Source organism: Francisella sp. XLW-1 (assembly GCF_008711455.1).
Taxonomy (GTDB): Bacteria; Pseudomonadota; Gammaproteobacteria; order Francisellales; family Francisellaceae; genus Francisella; species Francisella salimarina.
The window spans coordinates 409,168-426,212 of record NZ_VXKP01000001.1; the positions used below are offsets into that span (position 1 = coordinate 409,168).

Genomic DNA, 17,045 nt, shown 5'->3' on the forward strand with positions numbered 1-17,045 from the left:
GGAATAATATGAGAAAAATCATTACAGGCTTTTCGATATTTGTTTTTTTAATTTCTAGTCTATATGCAGATTTAGTTGCTGAAGTGACGACTGGAGTTATTCAAAAGCCGCTAGTAACGGTAATTAGTAATAATGTTGTAGATCAATTTCCTCAACAAGTAAATTCTATAATACTTTCAGATCTTAATCATAATGGTAGGTTACAAGGTGATGACTCTATTAAGTATGAAATTAATCAAAGTCAGAATATACCTTGGAAGAGTTTGAAGTCTGATTATGTTGTTTTAACAAAATATACAAAAAATTCAAATAATAGTTACACTGTTGAAGTGCAAATATATAAGAGAAATGATACAAGCTATATCAGATCAATAACGTACAAAAATATAAGTGTATCTTTAGTGAGACCTTTAGCGCATAAGATCGCTAATTATGTATACCAAAAACTTACTGGTGAGCAAGGCTTTTTCTTAACTAAATTAGCATATGTACAAGTAAGCAATCCTTATGCTAGGTATGGTAGAGTTTATGAGCTAATAATATCTGATTATGATGGATATAATAAACATACTGTTCTTAGACAAAGTGATAATCCGATAGCTACGCCATCATGGTCAAATGATGGTAGGTATCTAGTCTACTCAAGTTATAGTGGTGGTAGCATGGGTGTATATACTTTAGAGATAGCTACAGGAAAGGTTAGGAGGATAACTAACTTTAAAGGTATCAATAGTTCTCCATCATTTTCTCCAAATGGCAAAGAAATTGCCTTGGCTTTATCTAAGGGATATTCTGATCAGACAAACATTTATATATTAAACCTAGCTACTAAAGCACTAAAGAGAATAACAATAAATGGGATAAATACAGCTCCGAAATTCTCTCCAAATGGTCAAAGTATAGTGTTTACATCTGATAGAGGCGGGCGTCCAAATATTTATGTTGCACCCGTAAACTCAAGATATCCTCAATCATCTAAATTGAGCAGTAGGATCTATCAGGGTTATGAGCCAAATTATACTCCAGATGGTAAAGACATTATTTTTATGAATCAATTAAGATCAAAGGGTACTCAAATTGCTGATTTCAATTTAGCTAATGGGACTGTAACAAATATCACAAATGGTAAATCAGATAGTTCACCTACAGTTTCACCATTTGGCAATATGATTGCGTACATATCGACAAACTCTAGAGGTTATAGTTCATTAGATATGGTATCATTAGATGGAGATAATAAATTTAATGTTGATTCAGCTAACAATGGTAACATTTTAATTCAGTCGCCTAGTTGGTCGCCAAAAAACTTTTAGGGAGCTTGTATGAAGGTTTTAGTTAAAAATTATGTTGTTTTAGCTTTAGCTTTGTTAATTACAGGTTGTGCGTGGTATAAGGGACCTCCACTGCAAGCTAATGCAAATGGTAGTTTAGATGGATCATCTTTAAATGAGACTAGTGGTCCAGGTTTTATCAGTACGCTTAAGAGTGGTGAAAATTATGGATCAAGTTACTCAGGTTATGCAGATAATGGCGGTAATTATGAAGTTTCAGGTTTTGAAAATAGCTAAAAACAGGAGTTAAATATGATGAAAAAAAGTATTATGAGTGTAGTTGTTGTAGGTTCTATACTTATGTTAGCAAGTTGTTCTAGTACTAGACCAGACAATAGTGATTTGATTAAAGATAAGTACTCTGGTGTTGATAGTTCTCAAGCATTAGAGATGTCTTCGCAAATATATGGTTCTGATAATATGAGTTCAGATCAAGTAGAACAAATGAAAAAAGAACTTATGGATATCAACTGTAGATCAGTATATTTTGGTTTTGATAGTTATAATATTACTGATGATGCTAAAGAGTGTTTGGATAAAACTGCTGACTACTTGATTGCTCATCCAGATCAGCCTATTAAGTTATCAGGTAATACTGACCCTAGAGGTAGTGAAAAATATAACTTTAATCTAGGTCAAAAGCGTGCTGAATCTGTATACAACTATTTACTAGGTAAAAATGTAAATAAAGACCAAATTTGTGTTGTTAGCTATGGTAAATTAAAACCAGCTGCAGAGCCAACTCAGTTCTATGATGAATTCTGTACAGACGGTGTTAATGATGCATGTATGTACAAAGCATCTGAGAAAGCTTACTATCTAGATAGAAGAACAGAAATTGATTTTGGTGTTAAATGTGATGAAGATAATTCATCAAATTAATTAGTAATTTTCATATCTAAGTTTGTAATTCTATCTTTAACTATTTTTTTATATTAAATTGTTCTACAATATTCGCATAATTTTTGTTTGAAATTAAATATTATGATTAAAATTCCTAAAATTGGTTTTGTGAGTCTTGGCTGTCCAAAAAACCTTGTTGATTCTGAGCGTATCATAACTAAGCTAAAAGCAGAGGGTTATGACTTGGTAGATAGTTATGATAATGCTGATATGGTTATAGTTAATACTTGTGGATTTTTAAATTCTGCTATAGATGAGTCTCTTGAAGTAATTGGTGAAGCAATTGCAGAAAACGGCAAGGTTCTTGTAACAGGATGTCTTGGAAATAAGGCAGATCTTATCAAAGAAAAGCATCCTGAAGTTCTAAGTATTACAGGGCCTCAAGATTATGAGAACTTAATAGAAGCTGTGCATACTCATGCACCTATATTTGCTAATGATTTTGTCTCACTAGTACCGCCACAAGGTATTAAGCTTACTCCAAGACATTATTCGTACTTGAAAATATCAGAAGGGTGTAATAATACTTGTACATTCTGCATTATTCCAGACATTCGTGGTAAGTTAAAAAGTCGCTCGATTGATAATATCATGCGTGAAGCGGAGAAGCTTAAAAATGCTGGTGTTAAAGAGTTACTTGTAATATCACAGGATACTTCTGCTTATGGTGTTGATATTAAATATAAATCAGGAGTTTGGAATGATAAAGAATATCAAAGTAATATCTTAGATCTTTCAACAGCTCTTGGTGAGTTAGATATGTGGACAAGGTTGCATTATGTGTATCCATACCCTCATGTTGATAAGATCGTACCATTGATGGCTCAGGGTAAAATAAATCCGTATCTTGATGTGCCGTTACAGCATTCATCACCAGATGTTCTCAAAAGGATGAAACGACCTGCTCATACTCAAAAGACACTTGATAGAATTAATAAATGGCGTGATATTTGTCCAGATATAGCTATTCGAAGTACTTTCATCGTAGGTTTCCCAGGCGAGACCGAAGCAGATTTTGAGCATTTACTAGACTTCATCGATAAAGCACAGCTTGATAGAGTTGGTTGTTTTAAATACTCAGAGGTAGAGGGTGCAAGGGCAAATCAACTTGATAATTTAATCTCTGAAGAGGTTAAACAACAGCGTTTAGATGAATTTATGAGTCTGCAAGCTCAAATAAGTGCTAATAAGTTAGAAAACTTTGTTGGTACAGAGCAAAAAATTATAATTGATTCAATAAACCTTGATGAAAACTATGCAATCGGGCGTACTAAGTATGATGCTCCAGAGGTGGATGGTCAAGTAATAGTTGGAGATGCTGCAGAAAGAGGTCTAAAAGTAGGCGAGTTTGCAAATGTCGAGATTACAGAATCTACTGAGTATGATCTGATAGCTGATTAGTTTCTATATATTAAACTTTCTTAATATTTATCTATCCATATAAAAAATCCATAATCTTATTTGTATACTTAAGATACTAAACCATTGTTGGGGAAAGTATTATGAGTAGTAATCTAGTTGTTATTGGAGCTTCAGGTTCTATAGGCAGTGCAGTCATAAAAAGATTAAAACAATTATATCCTAATGCTAATATATATGCTTTTTCACACTCTAAAGTAATTGATTGTGTAGAAGGTGTAGTTTATGAATATATTGATTATACTGATGAAGCAATAATCGAGAAAGCTGCAAAAGATGTTTATGAAAAGACAGGGGCTATTAACTTAGTTTTTGTAGCTACTGGTATATTGCATACACAAGATATAATGCCTGAGAAAGCTCTAAAAGAGCTATCAGCTGATAAATTTATTGAACTTTTTAAAGCAAATACAATTTTCCCAGCTTTGGTCGCAAAGCATTTTATACCCAAGTTAGCTAAAGATACTAAGTCTGTATTTGCAGCTATTTCTGCACGAGTTGGTAGTATCTCTGATAATCAGCTTGGTGGTTGGTATGCTTATAGAGCTTCAAAGGCTGCTTTAAATATGTTTATCAAAACAGCAAGTATTGAGGCAAAGCGCTTAAACCCTAATGCTGTAATAGTTGGGCTTCATCCAGGGACTGTTAATAGTCATCTTTCAGAACCTTTTCAAGCAAGAGTACCTCAAGGTAAGCTTTTCACATCTGAGTATTCAGCTACTAAACTAATCGAAGTTTTAGATAGTTTGAAATTAGAAGATAGTGGTAAATGTTTTGCATGGGATGGTAAGGAGATTATTCCATAGTTAAAGTTTTGAGAGGTATTTATGAGTGATAAAAGTATAACAAGCAGTGAAATTATAGAAATGGCTTGGTGTGATAAAACATCATTTGATGCAATCAGAAATATAACTGGATTGTCAGAACCACAAGTTATAAAAATCATGCGAAATAATCTTAAACCGAGTAGCTTTAAACTTTGGCGTAAAAGAGTATCGGGCCGAGCTGCAAAACATCAAAAAAAGCTAAATCATACAAATGCAAGTAGTCTGGTTTAAGCGTGATTTACGCATAGATGATAATTTAGCTTTAACACAGGCAGCTACGAAAGGAGATGTTTTACCAATATATATAATTGAGCCTGAGCTTTGGCAACAGCCTGATATGAGTCATAGGCAATATTTGTTTTTGTCAGAATGTTTAGAAGAGTTGAATAAAGAACTTACGAGATTAGGACAACCTTTAATTATAATGATTGGTGATGCTGTAGAGGTTTTTGAGCAGCTAATACAGCAATACCCTATCAATAGTGTTTGGTCGCATCAAGAAACTTGGAATAATTGGACATATCAGCGTGATATTAAGCTTGAGAAGTTTTTTAAACAGAATGATATTACATGGCATCAACCATATCAAAACGGTGTAGTTCGTTGTTTAGCTGATAGAGATAAATGGGCTTTAGTATGGCATAAACGCATGAGCGAGAAGATCGTTGAAGCACCTAATAGACTTAAATTTATTTGTGAAAATCAAACTAAAATACCTACGGCTGAGAGTCTTGGTCTAGAGTATGATAATTGCTATAAACGGCAAAAAGGTGGTCGAGTTCGCGCACTTAGAATCCTTGATAGTTTCTTGTATCAAAGAGGTTGTGGTTATACTAAAGAGATGTCTTCACCAGTTACTGCCTTTAAAAGTTGTTCGAGATTGTCGCCATATATAGCTTTTGGAGCTATCTCGATAAAAGAGGTATATCAGTTAGCTAATCAGCGTAAAAATAAAATCAAAGCTAGTAGTATAAAAAATAAAACAAAATGGTTAAGCGCAATGCGTTCATTTTTATCGCGTCTACGCTGGCATTGTCACTTTATGCAGAAGTTAGAGGATCAACCAAATATTGAATATGAAAATTTGCATTCAGCCTATGATCAACTACGCACAGAGCCGCTAAATCAGCAATATTTTGAGGCATGGAAAACTGGTAACACTGGTTATCCAATGATAGATGCGTGTATGCGAGCATTGATTGCAACAGGATGGTTAAATTTTCGTATGCGTGCAATGCTTATGAGTTTTGCAAGCTATCATTTGTGGTTAGATTGGCGTGTTACATCGCTATATTTGGCAAGATTATTTACTGATTATGAACCAGGCATTCATTATTCACAAGTGCAAATGCAATCGGGAACTACAGGTATAAATAGTATCCGTATTTATAACCCTATTAAGCAAAGCATTGACCAAGATCCTAATGGCGAATTTATCAAAAGATGGATACCTGAGCTAGAAAATGTAAGTGATGAGAATATCCATACACCATGGCTAGAAAAGCATAATTCTGTAGATTATCCAAATCCTATTGTTGATGAAAAGCAAGCGCGGAAATTTGCCGCAGATAATATTTATAAAATTAGAAAAGACTCAAAGAGTAGTCAAGAAACTAAAAATATTATCAAAAAACATGCTAGTAGGAAAAAGCCCAGAAAAATCAAATCTAAACAACAAAAGGTAGAGAATATTCAAGGAGAGCTTTTCTAATGAGAACCTTACGATTAATTCTAGGAGATCAACTTTCGCAGAGTATTTCTAGTTTGAAAGATTGTGATAAAGCAAATGATGTTGTGATGATGTGTGAGGTAATGCAAGAGGCTAGCTATGTTAAGCATCATAAAAAGAAGCTAGTGTACATTTTCTCAGCAATGCGCCACTTTGCCCTGCAGTTGCATAAACTAGGTTATAAGGTTTGCTATACAAAACTAGATGATCCAAAGAATACAGGTTCATTTTATAGTGAAGTTGAGAAGGTTGTTAAAAAGCTTGGTATACAAAAGCTTATTGTAACTGAGCCAGGTGAATATCGTGTATTAAAAGATATTCAAAGTTGGCAGAAAGATTTCTCTATAGATGTTGAAATACTTACAGATGATAGATTCTTAGCGCCAATTGATGAGTTTGCAAAGTGGTCAAAAAACTATAAGCAAATACGCATGGAATATTTCTATCGTTATATGCGTACTAAACATAATATTTTGCTTGATAATGATGGCAAGCCAGAAGGTGGACAGTGGAATTATGATAGTCAAAACCGTAAAACACCAACTTCTGATATGCAAATCCCAAAACCATATAAAAGTACAGCAGATGATATAACTAAGCGAGTAATTAAGTTAGTCGAGAGAACATTTGCTGATAATTTTGGAGATATTGAGCCATTTAATTATGCTGTTACTAGAGAGCAGGCGCTCGAAGCACTAGATTTATTTGTTAAAGAAAGACTTAGTGATTTTGGAGATTATCAAGATGCAATGCTTGAGGGGCAGGCATGGATGTATCACTCTCATATTTCTATGTATATTAATAATGGCTTACTGTTACCTATGGAGTGTATCAAGGCTGCTGAAAAAGCATATTATAAAGGCAATGCCCCTTTAAATGCTATTGAGGGTTTTATCCGTCAAATTCTTGGTTGGCGAGAGTTTGTACGTGGTGTTTATTGGTTAAAAATGCCAGACTATCGCGATATGAACTATCTTGAAGCAACGCGTAAATTACCAAGCTTCTATTGGGACACTGAGACTAAGATGAATTGTCTTCATCAGTGTGTCAAAGAAACTAAAGAGAATGCTTATGCGCACCATATTCAAAGACTAATGGTTTTGGGAAATTTTGCATTGTTAGCTGGAATTGATCCTAAGTATGTCAATGAATGGTATTTGTTAGTATATGCGGATGCCTATGAGTGGGTTGAGTTACCAAATGTATCAGGAATGGTACTTTTTGCAGATGGTGGGTATTTGGCAAGTAAACCCTATGCTGCTAGTGGGAGCTATATCAAAAAAATGTCAAACTATTGTGATAATTGTAGTTATAAAGTCAGTGAGAAAAATGGAGGTGATGCTTGTCCATTTAATTACTTATATTGGGATTTCTTAGCTAGAAATAAATCAAAGCTAGCTAATAACCCACGCTTGGCAATGATTTATAAATCTTATGAAAAGATGACTAATGAGAAGAAAGAACTAATTAGACAAGATAGTAAAAAGTTTCTTGAGGAATTAGGTATATGAAAAAACAGCATTTGCCTACGAAGGTTTGTGTAGTATGTGGCTTACCATTTACTTGGCGTAAGAAATGGGCAAAAGTATGGGATGAAGTAAAATACTGCTCTGAAAGATGTCGGAGAGCAAAAAATAAAAAATAAATCTTATCTGAAAATATTCAATTAACGTTCTCCAAGCCTATTTCTTATTTTAATTGCTATAAAAGATGAAAATCTATTCTTATATTTAATTTAGTATGTAAAATAATTTTAAATAATATAGTTAATAACCATGAAAATGAATTTTATCCAGAAATATTTTGCAATTATAGTGATACTAGGAGTTCTGCTAGCTATATTAGTACCTTACATATTTATACCATTAAAGCCATATATTACTTATTTGTTGGCTACTATTATGTTGGTAATTGGACTTCATCTACAACCTAAAGATTTTGTAAAAGTCGCTAACCTCAAGGGAAAGCTACTTGTTATTTTGTTTTTGAAATTAACTGTTACATCAATAGTTGCTTTTATAATTGGTAAGATTTTTGGGTTGAGTTTAACCGCATTGATAGGTCTAGTTATTGTTGGCGCTTGTCCAGGAGGCACGGCTTCAGGAGTTATGGCTTTATTGGCTAGAGCAAATATTTCACTTACTGTTAGTTTAACTTTCTTAACAACATTGTTAGCACCAATAGTTATGCCACTAATCATCTATTTTTTCTTTGCAAAGAGTATTGAGTTAGACTGGTTTGGTATGTTTGAAACAATGGCAATAATAGTTATCTTACCGATAGTTTTAGGAATTTTAATTAGTAAATTTACTAAACTAAATGATTCAACTTTAAAGAAAATCTCTAGTATTCCAATACTCTTGATTATGCTAATAGTAATGGTTGTAACAGCTTTAAATAAAGAGGCTATTATACTTGTGCCTTTAGATATTATTTTGAGCGTTATAATCCTTAGTATATTTGCTAATGTGTTTGGATATTTAATAGGTAAAGTTTTGGGTCTAGATTTTGATAGTAGATTAGCTTTGCTATTTGAGTTTAGTATATTAGATGTTGGTTTAGGGATTGTAATAGCTTTGACCTTCTTTGGTAATCAAGCAGCCATTGCTGCAACTTTTTATGCAATTTGGCAGAATATTATTGGACCTATAATTGTTAACTTTGTAAATATATGTCGCAGTACTAAGCTTAAATCTTCTTAAAATATTTTATTGACAAAAAAGTCTAAAATAGACTAACATATCTAAAAAAATGGTTTTAGATATCAAAATGAATTCTGAGTTAGAAAAATTTATAAATGTCGCGGAGGCTATAAGCAGGCTTTTGCATCCTTTTGCAGAAGTTGTAATACATGATTTATCTAAGAACAAGATAGTAGCGATTTTTAATCCTATCTCTAAAAGAGAAATTGGAGATATATCATATTTAGATCATATAGATTTAGATGCTTACGATGATTTTGTAATAGGGCCGTACGATAAAATAAATTATGACGGGCGGAAAATGAAATGTATTATCACTGTAATTAAAAGCTCAACAAATGATGTTATAGGGACATTATGCATAAATTTAGATATTTCTGTGTTTGATAGATATCAAAACTTAATAAACGTATTTCTAAATAATAACAATATGCAAATGTCGCAGCAGCAACAGAGCCTTTTCAGAGATACTCTTTATGAAAAAATTAACAATTTTGTGCAGAGATATTGTATAGATAATAATCTATCAATCGATAATTTAACAAGGGATCAAAAGAAAAACTTGATTTTAGAACTTAAACAACAAGGCGCACTAGATGGTAAGAATGCAAGTAAATACATCGCAAACGCACTAAATATTAGTCGAGCTACTGTCTATAACTACCTTAAATAATCATAGGAAAAAAATAATGTTAATCATATTAGGAGCAATTGTTGGTTTTGTAGCTAGTTTTATTTCTACGCTACTTGGAGGAGGAGCAGGTTTGATAGCTGTTCCAGCTTTTTATTTTATAATTGTACATACTTATGGAGCTGACTTTGCTATGCAAATAGCTATAGCAACTTGTTGTGGCATGTCTATATTTTTAAGTTCTATAGCAACATACAAACACTATCGTAAAGGTAATATACACTTGGGAGAGTTAAAGTATTATTTAGTATATTTATCTATAGGGGCACTAGTAGGCTCAATAGTTGCAAAACATATAAATACAGATCTTTTGAAAATAGTCTTTGCAATATTGTTATTTGGAAGTGGTATCTGGATGATATTACACAATGATAATAAGGTTGTTAAATTACCTAGAAGTGCTAGATATAGTATTTTTGGATTTTGTGGTATTTTGAGTGTTTTGGCAAGCTCAACAACATTTGCAACAATGTTTTTTATAAAGATTGGTACTGATATCAAAAAAGCTATAGCTATAACTAGTGTCTGTGTGCTTATAAATTCATCAATTGCAGCATTTGTGCTTACTTATGGAATTAGTGTTAATGTACCATCAACACTTGGATATCTAAATATTCCATTATTAGTATCATCGGGTATATTTGCATTGGCAGGTAGTCTTTTGGCAGTTAATTATTTAGGGATAATTTCTCCAAAGCTTCTAAAGAATTTATTCATAGTTTTGATGTTTGTTTCTGGCGGTGTAATGATTATCTAAAAGTTGAAAATATAAGCTTTTGCTGTATACTTAATATTTCTTTGGAGAGGTGTCCGAGTGGTTGAAGGAGCACGCCTGGAAAGCGTGTATAGTTTAACGACTATCGAGAGTTCGAATCTCTTCCTCTCCGCCATTTAGATAAAAGAATAATCTGTCTTTGTGTACGTTACTAAGACACTTTCTTGATGATATGCTTTCTCGTAGACATTAACTAGATTGCTTACTTTTTGCTCAAGTTGTTTTGATTTATCATCTGCAAGTATTGTGACAACTTTGGTTTTTTCACTATACGTGGTTCCAGTTGGGCTACGCCAATAGCCTCTAGCATCATTTTCAGTATAACCATCAGGGAAAGAGGGTGTTATGTATTTGTTCTCAAAATTTTTGAACATCTTATCTGAAACGTAAGAGATATTATCTTTATCATCTTTCATAGTTCTGCCAAAGTAAAGTTTGACTATATATCCTTGATTATCTTTGGTATCTGCAAAGCCAGTATCCGATAACACAAATATACATAATGCTAGTGTAATTATATATCTCTTCATAAGTTTCTCTTTAGGTTCTTCTTCAAAAAAACAGCGGCTAAAATTAGTATTAGCCAGCCTGTCATCAGTGTGGTGCCACCTAATGGTGCTAGCTTCAAAATAATAGGTATATTATAAACCACAGAAATATAAATGCTAAAACTAAAAAATATTGTGCCAACTATAAAAAATAAGTTGCTTAGTTTAAGAGTTAAACATCGTGATAAGCTCTTACTACTTAAAAGAGCTATTCCAATACCGCTAATTATGATAGCATAGGTTTGATTATAACGTATAGCTGTCATTATAAATTCAAAATGTTCAGCTGAAATTTGTGGTTTTAAACCATGTTCTGCGTAAGCACCAAAAGCTACTGATATAAAACCTAAGATCGCACCAATTATTAAGTTCATCTACTCTCCAGTTTAGATTACTTTATTTTACAATGGGTTAAACGATTAAAACGCCATTTCGCAAACAGACTATATATAATTTTAGCAAAACTATATATTAGTGGTAGTTTAATAATAGTTGCTAACTTTCTCCATTTGTTTAATTGGCTCCATATTATGATAAAGGCATCAGCTCCAGTATGAAATTTATCTTCGTTATCTTTGACATGCAATAGCTTCAGACAAGATAGAGTATCTAAATTTTCTTTGTTAAGACTTTCTTCAGATATTTCGGTAATATCGATCCATTCAAAAATATTTTCTGGTGCTATATTTTTATAGTGATTTATCTCTTTTGAGCATAATCCGCATTCACCATCATAGAAAACTTTAATCACAAAAAAATCCTTTACTAAAGATATTGTATAACCACTATGATAAATATTATCAAGCCAATCCAATGATTATCAGAAAAAGCTTTTATACAGTTAGCTATACCTAGTTTTTTGTATAAGAAATAATTTCTGATAAATAAAAAAGCACTAATAACAACACCTATATAAAAAATAATATTAAAGCTTAGATATATACCTAGAGCTATCAGAAGTACTAATGATATGAAATTGAATAAAAAGATGTACTTAAATACTTCATCTCCAAATAAAACAGCTGATGACTTTATACCAATTTCTAAATCAAAATCTCGATCAGCTAATGCATAAATAGTATCATAAGCTATAGTCCAGCAAATAGTAGATAAATAAAATATCCAAGCTTCTAAAGGTATTTTGTTTTGTGTAGCTGAGAAGGCCATAAAGATACCAAAATTAAACGCTAAGCCAAGTACCAACTGAGGAATTGCAAAGAACCTTTTACAAAATGGATATAAAACAGCTAAAAATAGAGCTATAAATGATAGTAAAATTGTGTATAAGTTTAAGAACAATACACAGATAAAAGCAACTGTCGTAAGAGCTAGACACAGATATAATGCATTCTTAACACTAAGTTTACCACTAGTTAAAGGGCGAGTATTAGTACGCTCTACATGTTTGTCGAAATCTATGTCTGCAATATCATTAACAATACAACCCACTGTACGCATTACAACCACACCAATAGTGAAGATAATCAAATATTTAATATCTGGAATACCATGACTTGCCAAAACTAGTGCGGTAAGAGTTGGCCAAAGAATTAGCAGTATTGGAATAGGGCGATGCAATCTCATTAGCATAATATATGCTTTGAATTTTGTATTACTCTGCATTACATAACTCCGGTAAAACTAGAAAATATTCTGTAATTAAAAATTTAAGCTCTTGATTATCTTTGTATGTAAATATCGAACTACGAGAAAAGATCTCTTGCTGAATATGCCTACTTGTTTCTTGATAAAAATCATCACTAGATAATTTACGGATTATGAATTCATCACGAGTAAATTTAGATTTTTCAAAAAGTAGATTATCACCAATTGGTTTTGTGCCAAGGCTATCAACTTCTTGTGAAAAAAAATCATAAGTATCACAGGGAATAATTGTCCTAGCAAAAATTAATGTTTCATTGATACTTGAAAGAGTTATTTGCCGTACTAATGCAGACTTAATATCTAATAGTGATGCTTCTAACTGATTAACATTTGTAAAACACTGAGAGATCTTATCTAATATAATTTCACCATAGCCTTTTGATAGGCTTGTAACTAAATTTTTTGCATCATTAAGCCAGTATCTTTCTACTTTTGATAAATTTTGTTTGTTAATAATATTCATATATCAGAAATACCTTAAACTTAAGGTTTCTTATTTTAATATCGATTTGTATAATTATACACTTAATACTTATGAATTTAATTAAAAGGGTTCCAAAATGCGTCCAAGTGGAAGAAATAACGATCAATTACGTACTTTAAAAGTTACACATAATTTTACAAAACATGCTGAAGGTTCAGTTTTAATAGAATTTGGTGATACTAAAGTTTTATGCACAGCTTCTGTAGTTGCTGGCGTACCAAGATTCAAAAAAGATTCTGGTGAGGGGTGGTTAACTGCTGAATATGGTATGTTACCGCGTTCAACTCATACTCGTATGGATAGAGAAGCTGCTAGAGGTAAGCAATCTGGTAGAACACAAGAAATTCAAAGACTAATTGGTAGAGCATTACGTGCAAGTGTTGATTTAACCAAAATAGGTGAAAATACTATCAAAGTCGACTGTGATGTAATCCAAGCAGATGGTGGCACACGTACAGCGTCTATTACTGGAGCATCACTAGCTATCAGGGATGCCATAGATTATATGAAGCAAAATGGTATGCTTGATGAACAAACTAATCCATTAATGTCTCAAGTCGCTGCAATATCTGTAGGTATTTACAATAATGAGCCTGTACTTGATTTAGATTATGATGAAGACTCTAATGCTGAAACAGATATGAATGTAGTTATGAACTCAAATGGTGGTATGATTGAGATTCAAGGTACAGCAGAAGGCAAAGACTTCTCAGAAGAAGAATTTGCTAAAATGCTAGGTCTTGCTAAAAAAGGTATTAAAGAAATATTTGAAAGTATATTCTAGTTCTTAATAAGCATAATTCTTATAAAATAAAATCTTAAAGAGTATTTATATGAGAATTTATCTTTGCCAATAATGCAAAATCTTTTGTTTTCAATTCAAATAGAAATTCTTGTAATGGTTCACTTTTTGCGAAAAGAAGTCTTTGCTCAATTTGTTTAATTTGGTCTTCTAATGTCTGTCTTTGTTGATATAATTCACGAAGCTCTTTATCAGCGTTATTAAAAAAGTTTTGAATATTATCTTCTTTTCTGGCTTGTAGTCTAGTTTTGAGGTTTGTGCTTAGACTAGAAGTTCTGTTTACTGATAGCTTTTTTCTACTACCTAAAGAAAGTTTTTTACGTGGTTCTTGCTCTGACATTTATTTCTCTTAGTTATTAAATTTTAGATTTAATGTTTGAATTGTATAGGAATAACAATATAAATATAAATAGGGATTATAATATATTTGTTACTAAATTTATAGCTCCAAGCTTTAGAACTTTAGGTGATTTTGTTAGGAGTCACTCTAATTGATTCTAAATCTATTAGTGCACCGTAACTATCATCTTTCCCGGACTCTCTTAGTGTTAAGGTCTTACCTGAAGCGCTAGTATTTTGTAAATCTATGTCAATTGTTTGCCAACCTTTAGAGAAGCTATCATGTGTATAGACAAGCTCATCACCTAAATAAACTTCAAAGTTACTTGAGTCATCACCAGTTCTAGAGTAAAAATCAAATGACATTTGCATACTATCGAAACCTTTTGATGCTAAATCATGAGAAAAGTCAACAATCTCATTCCTATCACCGTCAAGCTCAGCAACATTTGGTCGGATGTCATCAATATTATCAAAATTATTCCAAATTTCTATTTGCTCATCGCCACCAGTTATATACCATTTTCCAAGGAAGTCACTGCCTGTATCAACCTTACCCCAGTCATCATCATCTACTGTTGTTTCATCGTATTGGAAGCTATCTTCACTAAAAATCATATTATTTTCTTTAAGTATCCTAAAGAACGTAGCATCACCAAGAATACAGTGATTTGGGATATTTGATTCTGTTAATATGTCACCAGCAACTACACATCGCCATCTCACAGAATCTTCTCCTACCAACTCTGGTCTCACCATAATCTCTGCATATCCATTAACTATACCTGTTCCACCTGCAGTACCAATATTTTTCGTAAGAGCGGCATATTCATTAACTTCTGAATTCTCTCCATTAAGATAAAAGTCTTTATCGCTTCTTTTTAAGTCTCATATTTCTTTTGCTCTAGTCGTTAGTACAAAGACCTCAGTAGCTATTTTTGTTCTAATAATATAGTTTGAGTATGTTGCGTTAGCAAGTGTAGCTAATATACCGACTATTGCTATAGTTACAATTAACTCAACAATTGAAAATCCTAAATTTTTTCGTTTAGTTTTTGATGCCATATACCTTAGTTACTCCATACGCTACACAATTATTATAGCTTATCTACTGAGTAATAGTATATTAGTTTTATATTAAAATGGATTAGATTATTATCTAGTTTTCACTCCAATTGAAGCTAATCTCTTTTCGATAGATGGGTGAGTAGAGAACATATCAGACATATCTCCACTGCCTATTCCAGCACTTAGTGGATCAAAGATATATGACGCACGACGGAGATTTTCATTTTTATTATGCTTATAGCTATATTGAGCTTCTGCTGTTTTACTATCGCCAGCAATCTTTAGTAGAGCATTTGCCATTGGTACATTTGTACGCATTAGCTCAACTGCTCCAGCATCTGCCATATACTCTCTTGTACGACTCAAGAATAGCATCATAAATATTGTAAAAATTTGTAACACATATCTTAAAATCATAATAATGATAAAAAATACGGCAGCATTATTGTTACGATTATTGCTGTTGCTATTATTATTGTTTCCTGAGAAAAGAGCTGAGTAAAATAAGAAATCCATAATAATAAGCATCATATTGGATAAAACCATAGTGAATAAGTTGAGCTTAATATCTTGATTTCTAATATGAGTTAACTCATGCGCCATAACAGCTTGTAGCTCATCACGGTTAAGAGCATTTGCAAGTTTTGTTGTGATAGCAACCATTGCGGACTTTTCAGAGTAACCTGATGCAAAAGCATTCATATAATTGGCATCAATTAAAAAAACCTTTGGCATATATCGCATACCTGCAGCTACTTTCATTTCTTCAACAACATTATATACACGACGAGCTAAAGGATCTTGGTTATCTGCTGAAACCTCATGATATTCAGTGCCAGATAGCATGATTTTGTCATACATACTAAAAGTGATAAATATCCAAATTACTGCTATAGCAGATATGATCATGGTAGCATAAGGTGGTATTTGAAATGTTGCTAATGCATAAAATACTTTTGATATAGGTAGCTCAATACCATATCTATTGTAGTAAGCACTTGCAAATTCACCATATCGCCAAAAGGTATCAACAAAAATTCCTAGCAGAAAAAAAACAATTAGGAATGTTGCTATGACAAAATATGTGCGATAAGTATTTTTGCGAACAACTTCACGCCAGTCAACAGAGCCATATTGTAGATTATCAGTATTTGACATCTTATAGTTCCACTCTAGAGTCTTCTAGTTGTTGTTTTTTCTCTTCTGAGATATTCCAATATACAAATTCTTCATTTAGTTTCTTGAAGATATTAACTACCATGCCAGCAAAGAAGGATTTTTTATGGGCATTGTATCTTTCTATTGAGTCATTAAGAGCTTGTTTAGCAAAAGCTAATTTATTTTCAGTAGATGTAATTTCCTCTTGTAACTGAATTACGTTTTGATTAGCTTTTAATTCTGGATAGTTCTCAAATTGAACATTTATACCTTTCGCCAGATCAGAGATCTGATTTTCAGCATTTATTCTTTCTTGAATATCGCCATTTGCTTTAGCTAAATTAGCTTGGTTTCTTAGTGCTACAACTTGCTTTAGTGTTGTTTGCTCGTAGTCCATATACTTTTTAACAACATTTACTAATGAGTCAAATACTTTGGCTCTGCGATCAAGTTGTACATCGATTTGTTTTTCAGAATTTTTGACAGTTTCGATTTCTGCTATTAGTTTGTTGTAAGTCATAACTATATATACAGCAGCTATAGCTATAATTATCAGTAGAATTATTCCTATAGACATTTTATTATCTCCGTTTATTTGAATTTG

23 protein-coding genes and 1 tRNA gene are annotated in these 17,045 nt (G+C 32.4%); 14 read left to right on the forward strand and 10 right to left on the reverse strand.

Annotated features, from left to right (window positions below; all coding sequences use genetic code 11):
* Nucleotides 1-8: 8 nt before the first annotated feature.
* The 13 genes from F3D59_RS02140 (at nt 9) to F3D59_RS02200 (ending at nt 10,492) form a co-directional block, all read left to right on the forward strand.
* Entirely contained in the window at nt 9-1,313 is a 1,305-nt protein-coding gene (locus F3D59_RS02140; protein ID WP_191092415.1) for a PD40 domain-containing protein, read from the forward strand.
* 9 nt (nt 1,314-1,322) lie between these two features.
* On the forward strand, nt 1,323-1,568 hold the full coding sequence (locus F3D59_RS02145) for a hypothetical protein (protein WP_013922161.1): 246 nt from the start codon (nt 1,323-1,325) through the stop codon (nt 1,566-1,568).
* Nucleotides 1,569-1,583: 15 nt separating this feature from the next.
* Nucleotides 1,584-2,213 carry an OmpA family protein gene (locus F3D59_RS02150; RefSeq protein ID WP_150463607.1) on the forward strand — a complete coding sequence of 210 codons (630 nt, stop codon included), beginning with the start codon at nt 1,584-1,586 and terminating at the stop codon, nt 2,211-2,213.
* A gap of 102 nt (nt 2,214-2,315) precedes the next feature.
* A complete protein-coding gene (rimO, locus tag F3D59_RS02155; protein WP_150463608.1) occupies nt 2,316-3,635 on the forward strand; it encodes a 30S ribosomal protein S12 methylthiotransferase RimO in 1,320 nt (439 codons plus the stop codon).
* A gap of 101 nt (nt 3,636-3,736) precedes the next feature.
* A complete protein-coding gene (locus F3D59_RS02160; RefSeq protein WP_150463609.1) occupies nt 3,737-4,459 on the forward strand; it encodes an SDR family NAD(P)-dependent oxidoreductase in 723 nt (240 codons plus the stop codon).
* A 21-nt stretch (nt 4,460-4,480) separates the two neighbouring features.
* Nucleotides 4,481-4,711, forward strand: coding sequence for a TIGR03643 family protein (locus F3D59_RS02165; protein WP_150463610.1), 231 nt, complete (start codon nt 4,481-4,483; stop codon nt 4,709-4,711).
* Nucleotides 4,692-6,191, forward strand: coding sequence for an FAD-binding domain-containing protein (locus tag F3D59_RS02170; RefSeq protein WP_150463611.1), 1,500 nt, complete (start codon nt 4,692-4,694; stop codon nt 6,189-6,191). The genes F3D59_RS02165 and F3D59_RS02170 overlap by 20 nt, the downstream gene beginning before the upstream one ends.
* Nucleotides 6,191-7,720 carry a cryptochrome/photolyase family protein gene (locus F3D59_RS02175; protein ID WP_150463612.1) on the forward strand — a complete coding sequence of 510 codons (1,530 nt, stop codon included), beginning with the start codon at nt 6,191-6,193 and terminating at the stop codon, nt 7,718-7,720. Before F3D59_RS02170 ends, F3D59_RS02175 begins: the two co-directional genes overlap by 1 nt.
* Entirely contained in the window at nt 7,717-7,854 is a 138-nt protein-coding gene (locus F3D59_RS02180) for a DUF2256 domain-containing protein (RefSeq protein WP_004286486.1), read from the forward strand. Before F3D59_RS02175 ends, F3D59_RS02180 begins: the two co-directional genes overlap by 4 nt.
* A gap of 136 nt (nt 7,855-7,990) precedes the next feature.
* A complete protein-coding gene (locus F3D59_RS02185) occupies nt 7,991-8,911 on the forward strand; it encodes a bile acid:sodium symporter family protein (protein ID WP_150463613.1) in 921 nt (306 codons plus the stop codon).
* A gap of 49 nt (nt 8,912-8,960) precedes the next feature.
* Nucleotides 8,961-9,584, forward strand: coding sequence for a transcriptional regulator (locus F3D59_RS02190; RefSeq protein WP_150463614.1), 624 nt, complete (start codon nt 8,961-8,963; stop codon nt 9,582-9,584).
* Nucleotides 9,585-9,600: 16 nt separating this feature from the next.
* Nucleotides 9,601-10,359 (forward strand): sulfite exporter TauE/SafE family protein, encoded by a 759-nt coding sequence (locus F3D59_RS02195; RefSeq protein ID WP_146421814.1) that lies wholly within the window; start codon nt 9,601-9,603, stop codon nt 10,357-10,359.
* Nucleotides 10,360-10,402: 43 nt separating this feature from the next.
* Nucleotides 10,403-10,492, forward strand: a tRNA-Ser gene (locus F3D59_RS02200).
* A gap of 1 nt (nt 10,493) precedes the next feature.
* On the opposite strand, the gene F3D59_RS02205 is transcribed toward F3D59_RS02200, so the two are convergent.
* Genes F3D59_RS02205 through F3D59_RS02225 form a run of 5 tightly spaced genes read right to left on the reverse strand, consistent with a single transcriptional unit; the run spans nt 10,494 to nt 13,053 of the window.
* Entirely contained in the window at nt 10,494-10,907 is a 414-nt protein-coding gene (locus F3D59_RS02205) for a DUF3574 domain-containing protein (RefSeq protein WP_150463615.1), read from the reverse strand.
* Nucleotides 10,904-11,299, reverse strand: coding sequence for a DUF423 domain-containing protein (locus tag F3D59_RS02210; RefSeq protein ID WP_150463616.1), 396 nt, complete (start codon nt 11,297-11,299; stop codon nt 10,904-10,906). Before F3D59_RS02210 ends, F3D59_RS02205 begins: the two co-directional genes overlap by 4 nt.
* 17 nt (nt 11,300-11,316) lie before the next feature.
* Entirely contained in the window at nt 11,317-11,676 is a 360-nt protein-coding gene (locus F3D59_RS02215) for a thiol-disulfide oxidoreductase DCC family protein (RefSeq protein WP_150463617.1), read from the reverse strand.
* A 14-nt stretch (nt 11,677-11,690) separates the two neighbouring features.
* Entirely contained in the window at nt 11,691-12,548 is an 858-nt protein-coding gene (gene ubiA / locus F3D59_RS02220; RefSeq protein WP_150463618.1) for a 4-hydroxybenzoate octaprenyltransferase, read from the reverse strand.
* Nucleotides 12,538-13,053, reverse strand: a complete 516-nt coding sequence (locus tag F3D59_RS02225; protein ID WP_150463619.1) for a chorismate--pyruvate lyase family protein — start codon at nt 13,051-13,053, stop codon at nt 12,538-12,540. Before F3D59_RS02225 ends, ubiA begins: the two co-directional genes overlap by 11 nt.
* Nucleotides 13,054-13,150: 97 nt before the next feature.
* Between F3D59_RS02225 and rph the strand changes: the two genes are divergently transcribed.
* Entirely contained in the window at nt 13,151-13,858 is a 708-nt protein-coding gene (gene rph / locus F3D59_RS02230; protein ID WP_004286459.1) for a ribonuclease PH, read from the forward strand.
* Nucleotides 13,859-13,892: 34 nt separating this feature from the next.
* Here rph and F3D59_RS02235 read toward each other — a convergent pair whose 3' ends face one another.
* The 5 genes from F3D59_RS02235 to F3D59_RS02250 all read right to left on the reverse strand — a co-directional run bounded on the left by F3D59_RS02235 (nt 13,893) and on the right by F3D59_RS02250 (nt 17,018).
* Nucleotides 13,893-14,216 carry a hypothetical protein gene (locus F3D59_RS02235; protein ID WP_150463620.1) on the reverse strand — a complete coding sequence of 108 codons (324 nt, stop codon included), beginning with the start codon at nt 14,214-14,216 and terminating at the stop codon, nt 13,893-13,895.
* A gap of 122 nt (nt 14,217-14,338) precedes the next feature.
* A complete protein-coding gene (locus tag F3D59_RS02240; RefSeq protein WP_224721131.1) occupies nt 14,339-14,974 on the reverse strand; it encodes a hypothetical protein in 636 nt (211 codons plus the stop codon).
* 129 nt (nt 14,975-15,103) lie between these two features.
* Nucleotides 15,104-15,280, reverse strand: a complete 177-nt coding sequence (locus F3D59_RS10055) for a type IV pilin protein (protein ID WP_224721132.1) — start codon at nt 15,278-15,280, stop codon at nt 15,104-15,106.
* Between the two features lie 90 nt (nt 15,281-15,370).
* Nucleotides 15,371-16,441 carry a zinc metalloprotease HtpX gene (gene htpX / locus F3D59_RS02245; protein ID WP_150463621.1) on the reverse strand — a complete coding sequence of 357 codons (1,071 nt, stop codon included), beginning with the start codon at nt 16,439-16,441 and terminating at the stop codon, nt 15,371-15,373.
* Between the two features lies 1 nt (nt 16,442).
* Complete coding sequence (locus tag F3D59_RS02250) at nt 16,443-17,018, reverse strand: LemA family protein (protein WP_012279935.1); 576 nt, start codon at nt 17,016-17,018, stop codon at nt 16,443-16,445.
* Between the last annotated feature and the right edge of the window lie 27 nt (nt 17,019-17,045).